Origin of the sequence: Bradyrhizobium sp. ISRA430 (assembly GCF_029909975.1) — a bacterium.
Taxonomy (GTDB): Bacteria; Pseudomonadota; Alphaproteobacteria; order Rhizobiales; family Xanthobacteraceae; genus Bradyrhizobium.
In genome coordinates, this window is record NZ_CP094516.1 from 5,250,445 (window position 1) to 5,266,581 (window position 16,137).

Annotated in this window: 18 protein-coding genes; 4 read left to right on the forward strand and 14 right to left on the reverse strand. The window is 64.3% G+C overall.

What is annotated here, in order from left to right; all coding sequences use genetic code 11:
* Nucleotides 1–123 precede the first annotated feature (123 nt).
* Both MTX21_RS24935 and MTX21_RS24940 read right to left on the reverse strand, forming a co-directional pair.
* Nucleotides 124–417: a hypothetical protein gene (locus MTX21_RS24935; protein WP_280967327.1), complete on the reverse strand. Its 294-nt coding sequence runs from the start codon at nucleotides 415–417 to the stop codon at nucleotides 124–126.
* Nucleotides 418–630: 213 nt separating this feature from the next.
* Nucleotides 631–1,317: a DNA-3-methyladenine glycosylase I gene (locus MTX21_RS24940; RefSeq protein ID WP_280967328.1), complete on the reverse strand. Its 687-nt coding sequence runs from the start codon at nucleotides 1,315–1,317 to the stop codon at nucleotides 631–633.
* Nucleotides 1,318–1,558: 241 nt separating this feature from the next.
* Here MTX21_RS24940 and MTX21_RS24945 point away from each other — a divergent pair, with 241 nt between their 5' ends.
* Entirely contained in the window at nucleotides 1,559–2,386 is an 828-nt protein-coding gene (locus MTX21_RS24945) for a metallophosphoesterase family protein (protein ID WP_280967329.1), read from the forward strand.
* Here MTX21_RS24945 and MTX21_RS24950 read toward each other — a convergent pair.
* From MTX21_RS24950 to MTX21_RS24965, 4 genes are all read right to left on the reverse strand, one after another.
* On the reverse strand, nucleotides 2,325–2,810 hold the full coding sequence (locus MTX21_RS24950; protein WP_280967330.1) for a cyclic nucleotide-binding domain-containing protein: 486 nt from the start codon (nucleotides 2,808–2,810) through the stop codon (nucleotides 2,325–2,327). The genes MTX21_RS24945 and MTX21_RS24950 overlap by 62 nt on opposite strands.
* 129 nt (nucleotides 2,811–2,939) lie before the next feature.
* Complete coding sequence (locus MTX21_RS24955; RefSeq protein WP_280967331.1) at nucleotides 2,940–3,671, reverse strand: di-trans,poly-cis-decaprenylcistransferase; 732 nt, start codon at nucleotides 3,669–3,671, stop codon at nucleotides 2,940–2,942.
* Between the two features lie 31 nt (nucleotides 3,672–3,702).
* The gene (locus tag MTX21_RS24960; protein WP_280967332.1) at nucleotides 3,703–4,077 is read right to left on the reverse strand and encodes a transcriptional regulator; all 375 of its coding nucleotides are present in this window, start codon (nucleotides 4,075–4,077) and stop codon (nucleotides 3,703–3,705) included.
* Nucleotides 4,064–4,681, reverse strand: a complete 618-nt coding sequence (locus MTX21_RS24965) for a hypothetical protein (RefSeq protein ID WP_280971153.1) — start codon at nucleotides 4,679–4,681, stop codon at nucleotides 4,064–4,066. The genes MTX21_RS24960 and MTX21_RS24965 overlap by 14 nt, the downstream gene beginning before the upstream one ends.
* A 203-nt stretch (nucleotides 4,682–4,884) precedes the next feature.
* Between MTX21_RS24965 and MTX21_RS24970 the strand changes: the two genes are divergently transcribed.
* Nucleotides 4,885–6,132: a serine protease gene (locus MTX21_RS24970; RefSeq protein ID WP_280967333.1), complete on the forward strand. Its 1,248-nt coding sequence runs from the start codon at nucleotides 4,885–4,887 to the stop codon at nucleotides 6,130–6,132.
* A gap of 29 nt (nucleotides 6,133–6,161) precedes the next feature.
* Here MTX21_RS24970 and MTX21_RS24975 read toward each other — a convergent pair whose 3' ends face one another.
* From MTX21_RS24975 to MTX21_RS24995, 5 genes are all read right to left on the reverse strand, one after another.
* On the reverse strand, nucleotides 6,162–6,899 hold the full coding sequence (locus MTX21_RS24975) for a thioredoxin family protein (RefSeq protein WP_280967334.1): 738 nt from the start codon (nucleotides 6,897–6,899) through the stop codon (nucleotides 6,162–6,164).
* A gap of 20 nt (nucleotides 6,900–6,919) precedes the next feature.
* Nucleotides 6,920–7,264: an SRPBCC domain-containing protein gene (locus MTX21_RS24980; RefSeq protein ID WP_280967335.1), complete on the reverse strand. Its 345-nt coding sequence runs from the start codon at nucleotides 7,262–7,264 to the stop codon at nucleotides 6,920–6,922.
* Nucleotides 7,264–7,716: a metalloregulator ArsR/SmtB family transcription factor gene (locus MTX21_RS24985; protein WP_280967336.1), complete on the reverse strand. Its 453-nt coding sequence runs from the start codon at nucleotides 7,714–7,716 to the stop codon at nucleotides 7,264–7,266. Before MTX21_RS24985 ends, MTX21_RS24980 begins: the two co-directional genes overlap by 1 nt.
* A gap of 120 nt (nucleotides 7,717–7,836) precedes the next feature.
* Nucleotides 7,837–8,127: a DUF3551 domain-containing protein gene (locus MTX21_RS24990; protein WP_280967337.1), complete on the reverse strand. Its 291-nt coding sequence runs from the start codon at nucleotides 8,125–8,127 to the stop codon at nucleotides 7,837–7,839.
* A gap of 160 nt (nucleotides 8,128–8,287) precedes the next feature.
* Nucleotides 8,288–9,262 carry a tripartite tricarboxylate transporter substrate binding protein gene (locus MTX21_RS24995; protein ID WP_280967338.1) on the reverse strand — a complete coding sequence of 325 codons (975 nt, stop codon included), beginning with the start codon at nucleotides 9,260–9,262 and terminating at the stop codon, nucleotides 8,288–8,290.
* A 134-nt stretch (nucleotides 9,263–9,396) separates the two neighbouring features.
* Here MTX21_RS24995 and MTX21_RS25000 point away from each other — a divergent pair, with 134 nt between their 5' ends.
* Together MTX21_RS25000 and MTX21_RS25005 are read left to right on the forward strand one after the other, a co-directional pair.
* Nucleotides 9,397–9,807, forward strand: coding sequence for a VOC family protein (locus tag MTX21_RS25000; RefSeq protein WP_280967339.1), 411 nt, complete (start codon nucleotides 9,397–9,399; stop codon nucleotides 9,805–9,807).
* A gap of 170 nt (nucleotides 9,808–9,977) precedes the next feature.
* Complete coding sequence (locus tag MTX21_RS25005) at nucleotides 9,978–11,558, forward strand: AMP-binding protein (RefSeq protein WP_280967340.1); 1,581 nt, start codon at nucleotides 9,978–9,980, stop codon at nucleotides 11,556–11,558.
* A gap of 71 nt (nucleotides 11,559–11,629) precedes the next feature.
* Here the strand turns inward: MTX21_RS25005 and MTX21_RS25010 are convergent, their stop codons facing one another.
* From MTX21_RS25010 to MTX21_RS25020, 3 genes are all read right to left on the reverse strand, one after another.
* Nucleotides 11,630–12,724, reverse strand: a complete 1,095-nt coding sequence (locus tag MTX21_RS25010) for an HD domain-containing phosphohydrolase (protein ID WP_280967341.1) — start codon at nucleotides 12,722–12,724, stop codon at nucleotides 11,630–11,632.
* Between the two features lie 416 nt (nucleotides 12,725–13,140).
* Entirely contained in the window at nucleotides 13,141–15,426 is a 2,286-nt protein-coding gene (locus tag MTX21_RS25015; protein ID WP_280967342.1) for a molybdopterin cofactor-binding domain-containing protein, read from the reverse strand.
* The gene (locus MTX21_RS25020; protein WP_280967343.1) at nucleotides 15,423–15,914 is read right to left on the reverse strand and encodes a (2Fe-2S)-binding protein; all 492 of its coding nucleotides are present in this window, start codon (nucleotides 15,912–15,914) and stop codon (nucleotides 15,423–15,425) included. Before MTX21_RS25020 ends, MTX21_RS25015 begins: the two co-directional genes overlap by 4 nt.
* Nucleotides 15,915–16,137 lie beyond the last annotated feature (223 nt).

Genomic DNA, 16,137 nt, shown 5'->3' on the forward strand with positions numbered 1-16,137 from the left:
TTTGGCGCGGCGAATTTACGATCGGTAACTGCCGGCGATGCGGTCCCCCGCCGGCACAAGTCTCGTTTGCGGCTGCCGAAGATCGACTCACCGTCTATTGAAGGCGCCGATCCGAGTGGCCTCTCAGTGTTTCACGTGCTCGAACACCACGATCACGCCGGTTGGCTCGGGTTCATGTGCCATCAGGCGCGTCAGATCCGAATCGCCCCAGTCGGCCAGGCTCACGACTTCGCCGCTCTGGCGATCGGCCCCGACCGACTGCGCGGGCTCGAGAACCTTGAGTCCGCTCTCGTCGACGAAGAACGTGTGCTCGCCAAACATGCTGTTGAGTTGCGGCATGGCGGGATGCTCGTCGGGGAGCACCTGAGCACCCAGTTGCCTGACGGTCTGCTTCACCTGTTCGGACGTTAGCTTCATGGGCTGCTCCGTTTCTGTCATGTCAGGTTTCATAGCGGCCGAGGCGAACGTTCCATGCGCCCTGGTTCGCCTGGCTCAAGTTTCCGAACGGGTGCTGCGGACAAATGTTCCAGCGCAATGCATTTCGTGATGACGGATTGCATCCGCCGCGCTGATGGCACTGGATCGCCACGATAAGCACATCATTGAGCGACCCGGTACGACCGGATCCGGCTATTCGCTCCGGTTCTCGCCGACCGACAGCGCGCAGATCCGCGACATATGCGTGTAGGGCAGACCGGTCTCCTCGGCCCAGGCGTTGAACTGCGCCTGCACCTTGGCGAGATCGCCCTTCGACTTCACCTCCTCAGCAATGTCGAGGCCGGCGCCACGCAGGCAGGCAACGACGTCCTTAGATGTGACAAAGCCGTCCCAGCCGATGAAGCGCAGCAGCATCTGGCCGGTGTTGCCTCCGAGCCGGCTGCCGCGCTTGGTAAGGAGATCGAGCAGGCCGATCTCGTCGGATGAGGGCCACTTCGCTAGGAACTTGCCGAAGCTGCCGTGCTCTCGTGCGATCTCCTGGACGAAGGCAGCGTTCTCGCGCACCGACATGATCTTGGCGCCATTGCGAACGATGCGCGTGTCGCGCATCAGGTCCTCCCAATAGTCCTCGGGCTGGAAGGCCAGCTTGGCCGGCTGGAAGCGCAGGAATGCATCTTCAAACCCGTCCCATTTGGTCTCGATCACGCTCCAAGCGAAGCCTGCGCAAAACACCCGCTTGGTCATCTCCGCAAGGATGCGATCGTCGCCTAGTTTCGTCAGCCGCTTCAGGTCGGGCTTTGCCGGCATCAGCTTTTCCAGTGCCGTGGGCCCGCCCTTGCGCTTTTCGGCACGGGCACGAATGGTCTTGAAGGAGGTCATACGGTCACCGCGGGTGGGGGCGCATCACGACAGCAGACTTCGATGACTTCGTCCAGTGCGGTGCCGCCAACGGCCTCCGCGAGCGCGAACGCGGTGCAATACGAACGCGCGCCAATAAGCGTCCGATGACCGGTCGCCGGCTGATTTGACGCGGCAGGCAGGCACTGGGCTGGTCTGGTTCTTGCTTTTCCAATCATCCGGATTGCCGGCTTCGTTCATTTCCTGGGCAATTGGATTTTCAATGCGCTGCCTGGTCGTTGCAGACCTGCACTACTCGCTGCCGCAGTTTGACTGGCTGGTGAGCGCCGCGCCGCATTTCGACCTGATCATCTTTGCCGGCGACGCCCTCGATGTCGGCTCCATGGTGGACTTTCGCGCACAGATCGTGGTGGTGAGAAAGTACCTTGCGCTGCTGGCCGGTCAGACGCGCGTCATCCTTTGTTCCGGCAATCACGACCTCGACGAGCGCAATGCGGAGGGCGAGAAGATCGCACGCTGGATCGCGGGGGTGCGCGAGCTCGGGATCGCCTGCGACGGCGACAGCCTCACCATCGACGACACGTTGTTCACGGTGTGCCCGTGGTGGGATGGGCCGCAGGTCAAGCAGTGCATCGCGGACCAGCTTCGCGACGCCGCCGGCAAACGGCCGCAGCGATGGATCTGGGCCCATCACGCGCCGCCGGCGGATTCGCCGACGAGCTGGGACGGCAAGCGCTTCTTCGGCGACGTCGAGCTCGTGCAGTGGATCATGCAGTATCAGCCCTCGATGGTGATCTCGGGCCACGTGCATCAGTCGCCGTTCATCAAGGACGGCTCATGGTTCGACCGGCTGGGTCCGACCTGGGTGTTCAACGCGGGCCTACAACCCGGCCGGCCGCCGACACATATCGTACTGGATCTCGATGCGAACCGGGCGTTCTGGCTTGCCGCCGGCGAAGCACAGTGGATCGGTCTCAACGCGCCGCTGAAGCGGCCCGCTGCATTTGTCGAGGAGCCGCCGGACTGGCTCACATCCTTGGATCGGATTGCCGATCCGAGCCTGGCGAGACCTCAAGCGGCGGCAGGTTGATCATGCTCTGGAGCACCTCGCCGACCATCGCCAGATGCGTGCCGTGGCCAGCATATTGCCGCTTGAGATCGGCGAGATAGGTGTTGGCGACGTTGAGCCGCTGGGCCAGCATGCGCGCGATCAGGATCGCCACATCCGGCTCCCGCTTGAGGAAAGAGGCGGCATCGTCGAATTCGTAGATGATCGCATCGGAGCAGGCCCGCACCGTCGCGGTGTGTGGCTGGCCGAGCAGCACGGACATTTCGCCGAGCACCGCACCGGGCTCGGTGATGGTGGCGACCACCATGTCGCCCTTGATCACCTCGAGCTTGCCCTCCATCAGAACGTAGAGATGGCCTGTGGTCCCGCCCTCGGCGATGACGAGCGTGCCGGCCTTGACCTGCCGCTCCGTCCCGCCGGTGCAAAAGTCCAAAACTGAGGGCATCAACGATACTCCCGATGCGGCCGAGACTAGGCGCGGGATCGACAGACGTCGAAGCGATAAATGTTGCGACGTTGCTCAATTTTTCGGCATCACGGCCGATGCTAAAGAGCCGATGCTAAAGACTTGGCGCTAAAGACTTGGCGCCGGCTCCAGCGGCAGGGACTGGAGGCCGCCAAAACGGCGTTCACGGCCGTGGAAGGACGCCAGCGCCTCGGCAAGATCATTGGCGTCGAATTCGGGCCACATCCGCTCGGTGAAGTGCAGCTCGGCGTAGGCGCCTTCCCATAGCAGGAAGTCTGACAGCCGTTTCTCGCCGGAGGTGCGGATGATCAGATCGACGTCGCGCAAGGACGCTTCCCCGGTGACGAGCTGGGAGAATGCCTCGCGGGTGAGGCTCGTCAGCGCGGCCGCCTTGGCCGCGGCGTTGAGGATGGCATCGCGCGCCGAATAGTCGACGGCGATGCGCAAGTGCAGCACGTTGCCATGCGCCGTTGCGTCCTCAGCACGCGCGATAGCGGCGGCGATGCCGTCCGGCAGGCGGTCGCGGCGGCCGATCACGGTGAGGCGCACGCCGTTCTTCAGCAGGCTCTGCACCTCGTTGGCGAGATAGAAGCGGAGCAGCGTCATGAGTGCGGCGACCTCGGCCTTGGGCCTGCGCCAATTGTCGGTCGAGAAGGCATAGAGCGTCAGCGTGCCGATGCCCTGCCTGGGCGCGGCCTCGACGATGCGGCGGATCGCCTCGACGCCGGCTTCATGGCCGCGTGCGCGCGACAGGCCGCGGCGCGTCGCCCATCGTCCGTTGCCGTCCATGATGATGCCAACGTGAAGCTTCTCGTTCTGGGACGTGACGCCACTTTGCATTGCAAAGTCTCCGGTCAAAAAGGGGGGACGATCAGGTCGGAAGGATGCCGAGCCTGCCGAGCGGCGGCGCTTCGCGGCCGGCGGCCTTGGCGGCGTCGCGCACGAGGCGCTCGAGCACGGCGAGATAGTCGAGGAAGCGGCGGCGGCCGGTCTTGGTCAGGCGGCAGGTGGTGTGCGGACGGTTGCCTTCGTAACCCTTGGTCACCTCGACGAGGCCGGCTTCCTGGAGCACGGCAAGATGCCGGCTGAGATTGCCGTCAGTCAGGCCGCAGAGCTGCTTGAGATCGGCAAATGCCAGGCCTTTGGGATAAGCCATCAGCGAGGTCAGGAGCCCGAGCCTCGCCTTCTCGTGGATCACGCGGTCTAACCCCTCATAGGAAAACGGCGCGCTGTCAGTCTTCGACATCATTGTCTCCGGACGCGAAATACAGAATGGCCGCCATCACCGACTGGCCGATCACGAAGGGCAGGCCCATGGTCCATGGCGACAGCGTGTGGGTCCCGCTCGCCAGCACCACCACTGCGAAACCCGAGACGAAATACCAGGCGCCGGCAAGCGCGACGGTGCGCGGCAGCGAGCGGACGGAGGCGAAGATGCCGAGCGACACCAGGATCTGCCACAGGCCCGGCAAGAGCCAGAGCGTCTCGGCGGCGAACTTCCACATCACCACTGCAAGCAGCACGCCTGCGATGCCGGCGGGAAGGAACTGCTCGGCCGCCTGATGGATCATGGCATCGGCGAGGCCGGAGTGATGGCGGCGCGAACGCGCGCGCATTTCGATCCAGATCATCAGGCCGGACAGGACGGCGGCAATGAACCAGCCAAGGAAGAAGCGGAGCGGCTCGCCGGTGGGATCGCCGAGCAGCCAGAATTGCAGGAATGCGGTGATCAGCGCGACGGCGCCGGTTGCCGCCATGGTCGCGGGGCCGTAGCCGCGAAACGCCGTGCCGGCCGCGATCTGGCTGCGGATCGCCACGATATCGGCCAGTGCCTTGTCGAGATCGCGCATCTGCGACGCCAATATCTCGCTCCGTCCGCGTTTCCTTGTGATCACTTACCGTTCACTTTGTATCGCAAAGTATACCGTATCGCAAAGCAACGGCAAGCCTGAAAGTCGATTACGGCGACACGGCCCCGAGCCAACAACTGCCGGTTGCACAGAATCGTGTCAGGCAGATAAGATGCGGATCATGGCATTCCGGGGGCGTTAATATGTTGAAGTCGGCTGTCATCGCGTGCCTGCTGCAGGCGCTCGCGATCGGAGTTGCGAATGCAGCGGGACCGTTCGGCTCGGTGAGCACCGGCAATTGGATCGGCGGTGCCTTCACCAATGATGAAACGCGCGCCTTCTCGCATTGTGCGGCGACCGCGCCCTATGCCAACGGCGTCAGCCTCGTCGTCGGCCAGAACGTGGCCGGTTCCTGGCTTTTGAGCTTTGCCAGCCCCGCATTCAAGTTCACCAAGGGCGAGAACGCCGCGATCGACGTGATCTTCGACGGCCAGGAGCAGGCTCGGCTGTTCGCGACCGCCAATGCGCCGAACATGCTCACCGCCATCATGCCGCCCAACGTCACGCGCACGTTTCAGAAGGCGAGCCTGATGGTGGCGACCGCGGGTCGTACCGCGCTGCAGTTCCAGTTGACCTCGACCGCGCCCTTGATCGCGGCGCTCGCCAATTGCGTCACCAGGGTGAAAGCCGACGGGATCGACAAGGCCGGCGATTTTACGAAGGTTGCCGCAAAGCCCCCGGCTGCCGCGGATAAGCAGACGCCCTCGCCAGCAGGCAAATCCGGTCGAGCCGTGAGCATCAGCGGCACGGGCTTCGTGGTCAGCCCGAGCGGGCATATCGTGACCAATCATCACGTGATTGACGGCTGCGTCGGGGATATCAAGGGCAATCTTGCCGGCGAGGCCGCGATGGTCTTGCGGGTCGTATCCAGCGATGCAACCAACGATCTCGCGCTGCTGCGAGCGCCGGCAACGGTCACATTCAAGGATTTTGCAAGAATCCGCGACCGCTCGATGCACTCCGGCGATTCCGTCGTGGCCATCGGCTTTCCCTTGCACGGCTTGCTCACCTCCGACCTGACCGTGACCACCGGCGTCGTGAGTTCACTCAGCGGCATCCGCAATGACACAGGTCGCTTGCAGATCAGCGCGGCAATCCAGGCAGGCAACAGCGGTGGGCCGTTGTTCGATATGTCCGGCCAGGTGGCAGGCGTCGTTGTGTCCAAACTCAATGCACTGAGGATGATCAAGGAGACCGGGCAGCTTACCGAGAACATCAACTTCGCCATCAAGACCGGTGCGCTGCGCGACTTCCTCGACAATTCGGTGGTGCCCTATCAGACCGCGGAGCCCAAGGGCGAGCTCAAGACCACCGACATCGCCGGCAATGCACGCCCCTACACCATGCTGATCTCCTGCAACGGCACCGAGCAGGCGGACGCGAAGCGGTAGGGTGATGGGCGCAATGGCCGGCGCGCCCCTCACCCGTGACAGCACGCCCCCTTGGTCGCCTGCGGCTCGTACTGGTCGCGCAGGCGGACCCAATCCATTGGATATGGCAGCCCCTCCTCGTGACGGCCGAGCGGCGTGAGGTCGAGGTACTGATAGGCGGCATTCATCATGTCGAGGCCGCGCGCAAAGCAGGAATAGGTGTGAAAGATCTCGCCGGCCTCGTTGCGGTAGAACACGCTGATGCCGGGCAGCTCGGGGCCATAGAACGGCGTGGTACCGAAATTGTACTTCGGCACGCCCTTGTCGATTTGCTCGCGACTGAACGTGACTTCGTAGTCGGAGTTGAAGTCGTTGTCGCCGGAGGAGACCCAATCGAAGGTCCAGCCCATCCGCTTCTTGAAGGCCTCGAGCTTGGCCACCGGCGCCAGCGAGACCGCGACCATAGTGGTGTCGCGCGCGGCGAGGTGCGGCACCATGCGCTCAAACCCGTCGGCCCAGAACGAGCAGCTCTTGCAGGCGGCGTCCCAGTCGGGCGCGAACATCACGTGCTGCACCACGAGTTGCGGCCGGCCCTTGAAGAGATCGCCGAGGGTGATCTTACCGTTCGGGCTGTCGAAGACGTAGTTCTTGTCGACCTTGACCCACGGAAGCCGGCGGCGTTCCTCGGCGAGGCGCTCGCGCGCCTGTGTCAGCTCCTTCTCATGCGCCAGATGGGCTTTGCGGGCCGCAATCCATTGCTCGCGCGAGACGATCTGATGTTGTTGCATGGCGTCCTCCTCTGAAGGGATCAGGCGACGAAGGCGTCGAGCTTGTCGAAGAACGAGCTCCAGCCGCGCTGATGGTTGTCGCGTGCGGTTTCGTCGAAGAACTGGGCGTGATGGAACACCATCAACGTGCCGGTGCTGTCCGGCTTCAGTGTGATCGTCACGAGCGATTCGCGCTCTGGCGTCGAATGCCAGGCCCAGGTGAAAACCAGCCGCTCGTTCGGCACCACCTCGCGGTAGGTCCCGCCGGCTTCGAAATATTCGCCGTCGTCGCGGGTGAAGCTGATCCGGTAGCGGCCGCCGGCGCGGACGTCGAGCTCGGCGTTCAGCGTGGCCGGTTTCATGTTCGGCGGCCCGAACCATCGCACTAGCTGCTCGGCTTGCGTCCAGGCGGCGTAGACCTTTTCCGGCCGCGCGCGGAGGCGGCGCGTGAGCGTGAGGCTTGGGCGTTCGGCGGCACGGAGATCGGCGCCAGCGGCTGCGTTGGCCATGGGTTTTCCTCCACAAAGGCGGCAAGGCGATCGAGATTGTCGGACCAGAACTGCGCGTAGCGATTGAGCCAGTTCATCGCCTGCTCCATCGGCCTCGCGGTGAGCCGGCAAGAGACCGTACGCCCGCTCTTCTCCCGCACGATCAGTCCGGCATCCGACAACACATCGAGATGTTTCATGATCGCCGGCAGCGAGATCGGAAACGGCGCGGCCAGCTCACTCACCGACAGGCTGTCCTGCGCGCCGAGGCGTGCCAGCAGCGCGCGCCGCGTCGGATCGGACAATGCCGCAAAGGTGCGGTCCAGCGTCTCGTCCTGATACTTAACCATATGGTTTAGTATAGGGGCGAACGAACGGACGTCAAGCCGGAACCCACGCGGGGCGGGTTGCACGACTGCGTGATTGGGCGACAAGACCGCCCACGGAACGATCAGACTGGAAAAGCGCCTCTAGTACGGCGTGACGGGCCGCGCGCGCCGACGCGGCTGCGGTAGCGGCTGCGGTTGCGGCCAAGGCGCCTGACCATAGGCGACAAGCGGATTGGGACCGCAGTACAACAGCCGGCCGGAGACGCTGGCCAGACATTGCTCATAGGTGCTGTAGGCGCATTCGCCGGGATAATCGAACTCGCCGCCCTGGGCGCACCAGGGATAGTCGCGCGCCGCCGCGGGAGTGACGCTGACAACACCGGCAAGGACCGTCGCACCCAGCGTCAGCAACGCCAATTGCGTCTTGCGCATGATCCCAACTCCTCTCTTCACGGCGCGAGATGCAGCGCCATCCATCATCAGGTCTCGGCACACCGTTTTATTCCGGATCAACCGGACTAGGCACCAAGAAAAAAAGCCCTGTCATACGACAGGGCTCCATTCCTGGCCGCCTCCGGCCATCACAAGACCGCTACTCGACCTTGAGGCCGGCGAATTCGACGACCTTCTTCCACTTGTCGGTCTCGGCCTTGATGTCATCGCCGAACTTTTCCGGCGTCTGGACCAGTGGATCGCCGCCGAGCTCGACCAGGCGCTTCTTCATATCGGGCTCGGCGAGGATCGCGTTGATCTCACTGTTGAGCTTGGCGATGATCTCCTTCGGCGTGTTCTTCGGCGCGCCCATGCCGAACAATGCGCTCGCCTCATAACCCTTCACGGTCTCTGCGACCGCTTGCACGTCGGGCAGCAGCGGGGAACGCTCCGTCGTGGTCACGCCGATCGCGCGAAGCGCGCCAGAACGGATGTGTTGGATGATCGAGGGCATGTTGTCGAAGATCACCTGCACCTGGCCGCCGAGCATGTCGGTGATCGCGGGCGCGGCGCCACGATAAGGCACGTGCTGCATCTTGCAGCCGGTCATCGCCATGAACATCTCGCCGGACAGATGCACCGAGGTGCCGTTGCCGGACGAGGCCATGTTCACCTTGCCGGGATTGGCCTTCACATATTCGATGAACTCGGCGACGTTCTTCGCCGGCACGTCCTTGTTGACGGTCATCACGTTCGGCACGCGCTGGAACGAGGCGACCGGTGCGATGTCGCTCACGAATTTGAACTTCAGATTGGCGTAGAGCGAGGCGTTGATGTAGTTGGCCGGATTGACCAGCAGCAAGGTGTAGCCGTCGGGCTCAGCGTTGACCACAGATTCGGTACCGATGTTGTTGCCGGCGCCCGGCTTGTTCTCGATCACGAATTGCTGGCCGAACTTTTCCGACAGCCGCTGGCCGATCAGGCGCGCCAGGATATCGGTGGCTCCGCCCGGCGGATAGCCGACAACCCATTTCACCGGATGCGCCGGATAATCGGCGGCAAGCGCCTTCGACAGCGGGGTGGCTGCAAGCGGACTGGCTGCGAGCAGGCCCAGCGCGGTACGGCGTGTGATCATCTCAAAATCTCTCCCGACTTGTTGTTCTTGAAAGCGTCGTGGGCGGCGTTGTAACAAAGCTTGCCGCATGCGGAAAGTGCGCGCGGCACGCCGCGACGAAAGGATAAGGCAAAGGATAAGCAAAGGATAAAGACATGCCGGTCAAGGTCGAGGCTCTCGATCACCTCGTGATCAATGTCTCTGACGTCGCACGCACCACCGAGTGGTATCGCAAGATCCTCGGCATGGAAGTCAAGGTCTTCGACCCCGGTGGCGGCAAAGCGCCGCGGACTTCGCTTCAATTCGGTAACCAGAAGATCAACGTCCGGCCGCGCGATGCCGACAGGGTGGAATGGTTCACCGCGGACCGGGCGACCGCCGGCAGCGAGGATCTGTGCTTTCTCACCTCCGCCACACCCGATGAGGTCGTGGCGCATTTGCAGGCAAACGGTGTCGCGATCGAGGAAGGCCCGGTTCCCAAGCAGGGCGCCCGCGGCACGCTGCGCTCGGTCTATTGCCGCGATCCGGACGGCAGCCTGATCGAAATTTCGTCGTACGAAGATTAGGGCGTGCGGGCGCCACTCGCTCGATCCTCAAGCCCGGCCATGACGATGGTGAGAGCGCGTGTGCCATAGCCGCATGTCGCGCATGCATTTGCCCCTCGCCCCATCCGATGGCAGAAAGACTCCCGACACAAAAGCAGCCGCCACCCAAAACAGGCTGCACGGGAGGACACATGCCGAATTCGCAAGCCGTAGCCGGAGTAGTGGGTCCATTTGCAGGTCTCGACGTGCCCTGGCTGCTCAAGATGCGCGCCGAGGTGCGCCGCGATCATCCGTTTCTGATCTGGGCGCCGTTCGACGCGCCGGCGCGGCGCTGGAGCTACGGCGAATTCCACGAGCGGGTCGGCGCACTCGCGGCGGGACTCGCAAGACGCGGCGTGAAGCCGGGCGAATATGTACTGATCCATCTCGACAATTGCATCGAGGCGATGCTGGCCTGGTTTGCCTGCGTCGAGCTCGGCGCGATCGCGGTGACCACCAACACCCGTTCGGCGCCGGCCGAGATGGAATATTTCGCCGGTCATTGCGGCGCGGTCGCCGCGATCACGCAGCCGGCCTATGCGGAAATCGTCGCAAAGCACTGCCGCGAGCTGCGCTGGATGGCGGTGACCTCGCATGATGCGGGCGCGACACCCGCGCAAGCCATAGCGCGCGGCGACAGCTTCGAGGCGCTGTTTGCCGACAGCGCCGACCGTCCGCGGCGCGCCACCGATCCGCTCGCGCCGTGCAGCGTGCAGTACACCTCGGGCACGACGTCGCGCCCGAAGGCGGTGCTCTGGACCCACGCCAACGCGCTGTGGGGTGCCAAGATCAACGCAGCGCATGAGGACCTGCACGCCAGCGACGTGCACCAGACCTATCTGCCGCTGTTTCACACCAATGCGCTGGCCTATTCCATGCTGGCGACGCTGTGGGTCGGCGGCTCCTGCGTGATCCAGCCGCGCTTCTCGGCGAGCCGCTTCTGGGGTGTCGCGCGCGAGCACGGCTCGACCTGGACCTCGACGATCCCGTTCTGCATGAAGGCGCTGCTCGAGCACGAGATCCCCCGGGATCACAAATTCCGCCTATGGGGCACCGCGGTCAACGAGCCGCCGGCCTTCGCGGCCCTCGGCGTCAAAATCATCGGCTGGTGGGGCATGACCGAGACCATCACCCACGGCATCATCGGCGAGGTCGATCAGCCCAACATCCCGATGTCGATCGGCCGCGCCGCGCCGGAGTATGAGATCCGCATCACCGATGACGATGGCCGGCCGACGGAGGTCGGCGACACCGGCAATCTCTCGATCAAGGGCATTCCCGGCCTGTCGCTGTTCGCGGAATATCTGCACAACGAAAAGGCGACACGCGAGAGCTTCGACGAGCACGGATTCTTCATCACCGGCGATCGCGTCGTGCGGCTCGACAACGGCTACATCCGCTTCGGCGACCGCGCCAAGGACATGCTGAAGGTCGGCGGCGAGAATGTCGCGGCGTCCGAGATCGAGCAGGTGATCGCGCTGGTGCCGGGCGTGCGCGAGGCGGCCGTGGTGGCCAAGAAGCACCCGATGCTGGACGAGGTGCCTGTGGTCTTCATCATCCCGCAAGGCGGCGTCGCCGGCGCGCCGCCCGACCTGCACGACACCGTGATGGCCGCCTGCCGCGCCGGCCTTGCCGACTTCAAGCTGCCGCGCGAGATCCGCTTCGTCGACGACATGCCGCGCTCGACGCTGGAGAAGGTGGCGAAGGCGGAGCTGCGGAAGATGGTGGAGTAGCGCGTGGCCGGTCGTTGTCGCGTGAACCATCGCCACAACGTCGTCCTGGCTTTCGCCAGGACGACACCGAGTCAGAACGACCCCAGCGCCACGGGCCGGAACGCCTGCAGGAGCTGCTGGTCGAGCTTGCCGCCCATGCCTTCCATCATCGCGAACGCCCGGGAGTGGGTGAAGGGCATGCGGTAGGCGCGCTTCTCCACCAGCGCGGCGTAGATGTCGACGATGGTGGTGAGTCGCACGATGTCGCTGATCTGGTTCGACGACAGGCCATTGGGATAGCCGCTGCCGTCGAGAAATTCGTGGTGATGCAGGACCACATCCAGCATCTCCGGCGGAAAGCCGCCTTGAGCTGCGAGCGCATCATAGCCGCGGCGCGGATGCTGGCGGACCTCGTCCATCTCCTCGTCGGTGAGCTTGCCGGGCTTGTCGAGCAGTGCGGTCGGAACGAAGGCCTTGCCGACGTCGTGCAGCAGCGCGGCCCGGGTGAGCCGGCGCTGGTCGTCCTCGCGCATGCCGAGATGCTGCGCGAAGGCGACGGCAAAGCCGGTGACGAACAGGCAATGCCGATAGCTGCCGACATGGTGGCAGCCGACGGTGGTGAGCCACTCGCGCAGCGAGGAATGCTTGATCGCCTTCAAAATCTTGCTCTCTGCGGCGATCACATCGTCGAAGGTCAGGGGCACGCCGAGCGGCAGCTTCTCGAACATCTTGGTCAGGACCGCATGCGCCGCCTCGACGCCGCGATTGAGCGTCTTGCCGCGATCGGTTGCATCATAGGCGGCAGTGTCGGGGAAGGCAGCGCGGATCCGCTGCAGGATGGCCTCGGCCTGGAGCGGCCGCGAGATCGTGTCGGTGGCCCCGAGCGCCCAGGCCTGCATGGTGCCGTGATGCAGGGCATCCGCGAGCACGAACAGCCGCGGCATCGAGCGATAGGCATCGCCGCGCAGCTTGTTGCGCACCCGCTGCACGCTCTCTGGCGAGCGCAGGTTGATGTCGACCACGATGCCGGAGAGATCGCGCCCCGGCTGCTCGGGGATGTCCTCGGTCGAAACCGTCGAAACGTCGCCGACCGCCTGCAAAATGCTGGCGAGTTCGCTGCTCTCGTCGCTCCGATCGGAGGCGAGCAGAAGCCGGCGTTTGGCGGCTGGTTTGGCTGAGGCGGTCATGGCTTCCCCAAAGCAACTGAGAGCACGTGCGTATTGTGCGACAGCCTAAGCCGGATCAGGTTCTCCGGCCCTTAAGATGCGTGCTCAATGGAACCCTGCGGGGAATGGTCAAATTTTAGGGAATTTGGCAGCGCTGGCGCGCCCGAACCAAAATCTCGAAAACAACCCCATGCAAAGTAGCAGGGCCATTGATGACAAAGGAGATTTCGAGCTCTGAAATCTCCTCACTGTCATCGCCCGCGAACGCGGGCGATCCAGTACTCCGAGATGTCGGTCGAATACGGAGAGGCCGCAGCGTACTGGATGCCCCGCCTTCGCGGGGCATGACAGAGAGACTGCGGAGACGGCATGCCACAAAAAAATCCGCCGGAGGTTGTCCTCCGGCGGATCGTCTGACCTCGCGACCGCGAGCCGGCTTACGCCTTCATGCCCGCCTTCACGGCCTCGGCCGTGATCGGCAGCGCCCGCACGCGGGCACCGGAGGCGTTGAAGATGGCGTTGCCGATGGCGGGGGCGACGACCGTCACCGCGGGCTCGCCGACGCCGGTGGCTTTCTCGCCATTGGCGATCACGGCGACCGCGATCTCTGGCATCTGGCTCATGCGCAGAGGCGTGTAGCTGTCGAAGTTGGTCTGCTCGATGCCACCATCCTTCAGCGTCGCCTTTTCGTACATCGCCAGCGACAGGCCCCACAGCGCCGCGCCCTCGACCTGGGCGCGGATGTTGTCGGGATGCACCTGGGTGCCGACGTCGGTCGCGACCGTGAGCTTCTTCACGGTCACCTCGCCCGAGGGCGCGACGGCGACATGGGCGACACACGCCGTCCAGCTTGCGGTGGCACGCTCCTGCGACGACACGCAGGCAACGCCCATGCCCTCGCCTTTCGGCAGCTTCTTGGTGCCGTAGCCGGAGAGTCCCATCGCCGCGAGCAGCGTGTTGCGCAGCCGCTGCGCGCCGCCATCGTTCTTGCCCTTGCCGTCGAGCAGCGCGATGCGGAACTGCGCCGGATCCTGGTTGGTCGCAGCCGCGATCTCGTCGATCATGCTTTCGACCGCCCAGAAGGTCCAGCCGGGCGCCACCGAGCGGAGCTGACCGGACGGCGTGGCATTGTGCGCGAGCTCGTTCTTGATCGCGCGCACGTAGTGGTTGGGCACGGTGTAGAAGAAGTCCGCACCGTTCACCGTGAAGGAGTCGAGCGGCCCCTTCTTGTCGACCGAGGGCGTCAGGAAATCGGGGATTCCCCAGCGTGCGGTCGGCCAGGCCGAGACCACGTCGTGGCTAATCGCGACGAGCTTGCCGTCGCCGTCCACGCCGGCCTTCACCTTCTGGTAGGTGAGGGGACGCGAGAAATCCATCGTCATGTCGTTCTCGCGCGTATAGATCACCTTCACCGGCTTGCCGACCGCCTTGGCCGCCTGCACCGCCGGCACCATCATGTCGGCGTCCAGCCTGCGGCCGAAGCCGCCGCCGAGCCACATCTGGTGCATGACGACGAATTTCGGATCGATCCCGGCCGCGCCCGCAGCGATCGCGCCGGAGCGCGTCGCGAACTGGTTGCCGGAATAGATGTGCAGGATGTCGCCCTTGAACTCCGCGGTGGCGTTCATCGGCTCCATCGGCGCATGGATGTTGATGTTGGTGGTGTATTCCGCCTCCAGCACCTTGGCCGCCGAGCCGAACGCGGCCGTGGGATCGCCATCCTTGACGAAGAACTGGCCGGAATCGTCGAGCTGCTGAAGCCGCTTGGCCTCATCGAGCAGCGACTGGCTCGACAGCTTTGCATTCGGACCGCCGTCATAGGCGACCTTCAGCGCCGCCGCCGCCTTCTTGGCGTTGGCGTAGGTGTTGGCAACTGCCACAACCCACCCCGACGTCGTCCCCGTCTTGTCGTCGAGGGTGACGGTCTTGATGAACCCCGGCACCTTCTTCGCGCCGCTGTCATCGACCGATTTCACCGTCGCGCCGAAGCGCACCGGCGGCGTGACCACCGCGCCGTGGACCATGCCCGGCAGCATCACGTCGATGCCGTACTTCGCCGTGCCGTTGGTCTTGGAGGGGATGTCGAGCTGCGGCACCGACACGCCGATCATGGTGTATTGATCCGGTGTCTTCAGCGTGATCGCCTTGAGCTCGTCCGGCGTGAACGTCTTTGTCGCCTTGCCGCTTCTCACGACGTCGGCGAACGACATCTGCTTCTTCGACTTCGGATGCGCGATCACGGAATCGCGCACCACGAGCTCTGAGGCCGGCACGCCCATTGCCGCGGCCGCACCTTCCGTCAGCGCGATGCGGCCGGCGGCACCCGCGCGGCTCATCGCCTCGAAGTTCATCATGGTCGACCAGCTTCCGCCGGTGATCTGCGCGCCCAGCACGGGATCGTTGAACTTCGGATCGTTGGAGGCAAGCGCAACGCGCATGTCGCTCCACTTCGCCCCCAGCTCCTCGCAGACGATCTGCGCCATGGTGGAGGCGATGTGCTGGCCCATGTCGGCCTTGCCGCAGGTCACGGTGACGAGACCATCGGGCGCGATCGCATACCAGACGCTCGGCTCGAAATTGGCGGGAGCTGCAGCGAGTGCTTCGCCGATGCCGGGCACGCCGGCATAGCCGAGCACGAGCCCGGTCGCAGCGGTGCCGACCAGGAACGAACGGCGGCTGAGGTCAGCCGTCTCGGGGGTAACGTTCTTCACGTGCCGATTCATGTGTGCCTCCGCTCGTTGCCGGAGGCGGATGCGGTGCGCATCTCGGATGCGGCGCGCATGATCGCCTTCTGGATCCGCGAATAGGTCATGCAACGGCAGAGATTGCCGTCCATGTGCGCGACGACCTCTTCCTTGGTCGGGTTGGAATTCTTCGCAAGCAGCGAAGCTGCCTGCATGATCTGTCCGGACTGGCAGTAGCCGCATTGCGGGACCTGCTCGGCGATCCACGCCTTCTGCAGCGGATGATCACCCTTGGCGGACAGGCCTTCGATGGTGGTGATCTTCTTGCCGGCGACATCGCCGACCATGGTCTGGCACGAGCGCACAGCCTCGCCGTTGACGTGCACGGTGCAGGCACCGCACAGGCCGGCTCCGCAGCCGAACTTGGTGCCGGTCATCTGCAATTGCTCGCGGATCGCCCAGAGGAGCGGCGTGTCGTTCGCCGCATCCACGGACATACTCCGCCCGTTGATGGTGAGAGTTGGCATAGGCGTCTTCCCCTGCCGGTGCATGAAGCCGCTTACGGCGGCAACTTGTATGGCGGGCGCCCACCGGGCCCGCGCCCGCCTTGGCGGCAAGAATGATCGCGTTCAGGCGCCGAGGCAAATGCAATTTGGAATCGATCGAAACAAACCGGCCGCTGCCTGTTGTGCGACGCGACAAGGGCATCCGTGCACCACGAAGGTTCAGCCTCGAGCATGCATGCCATCG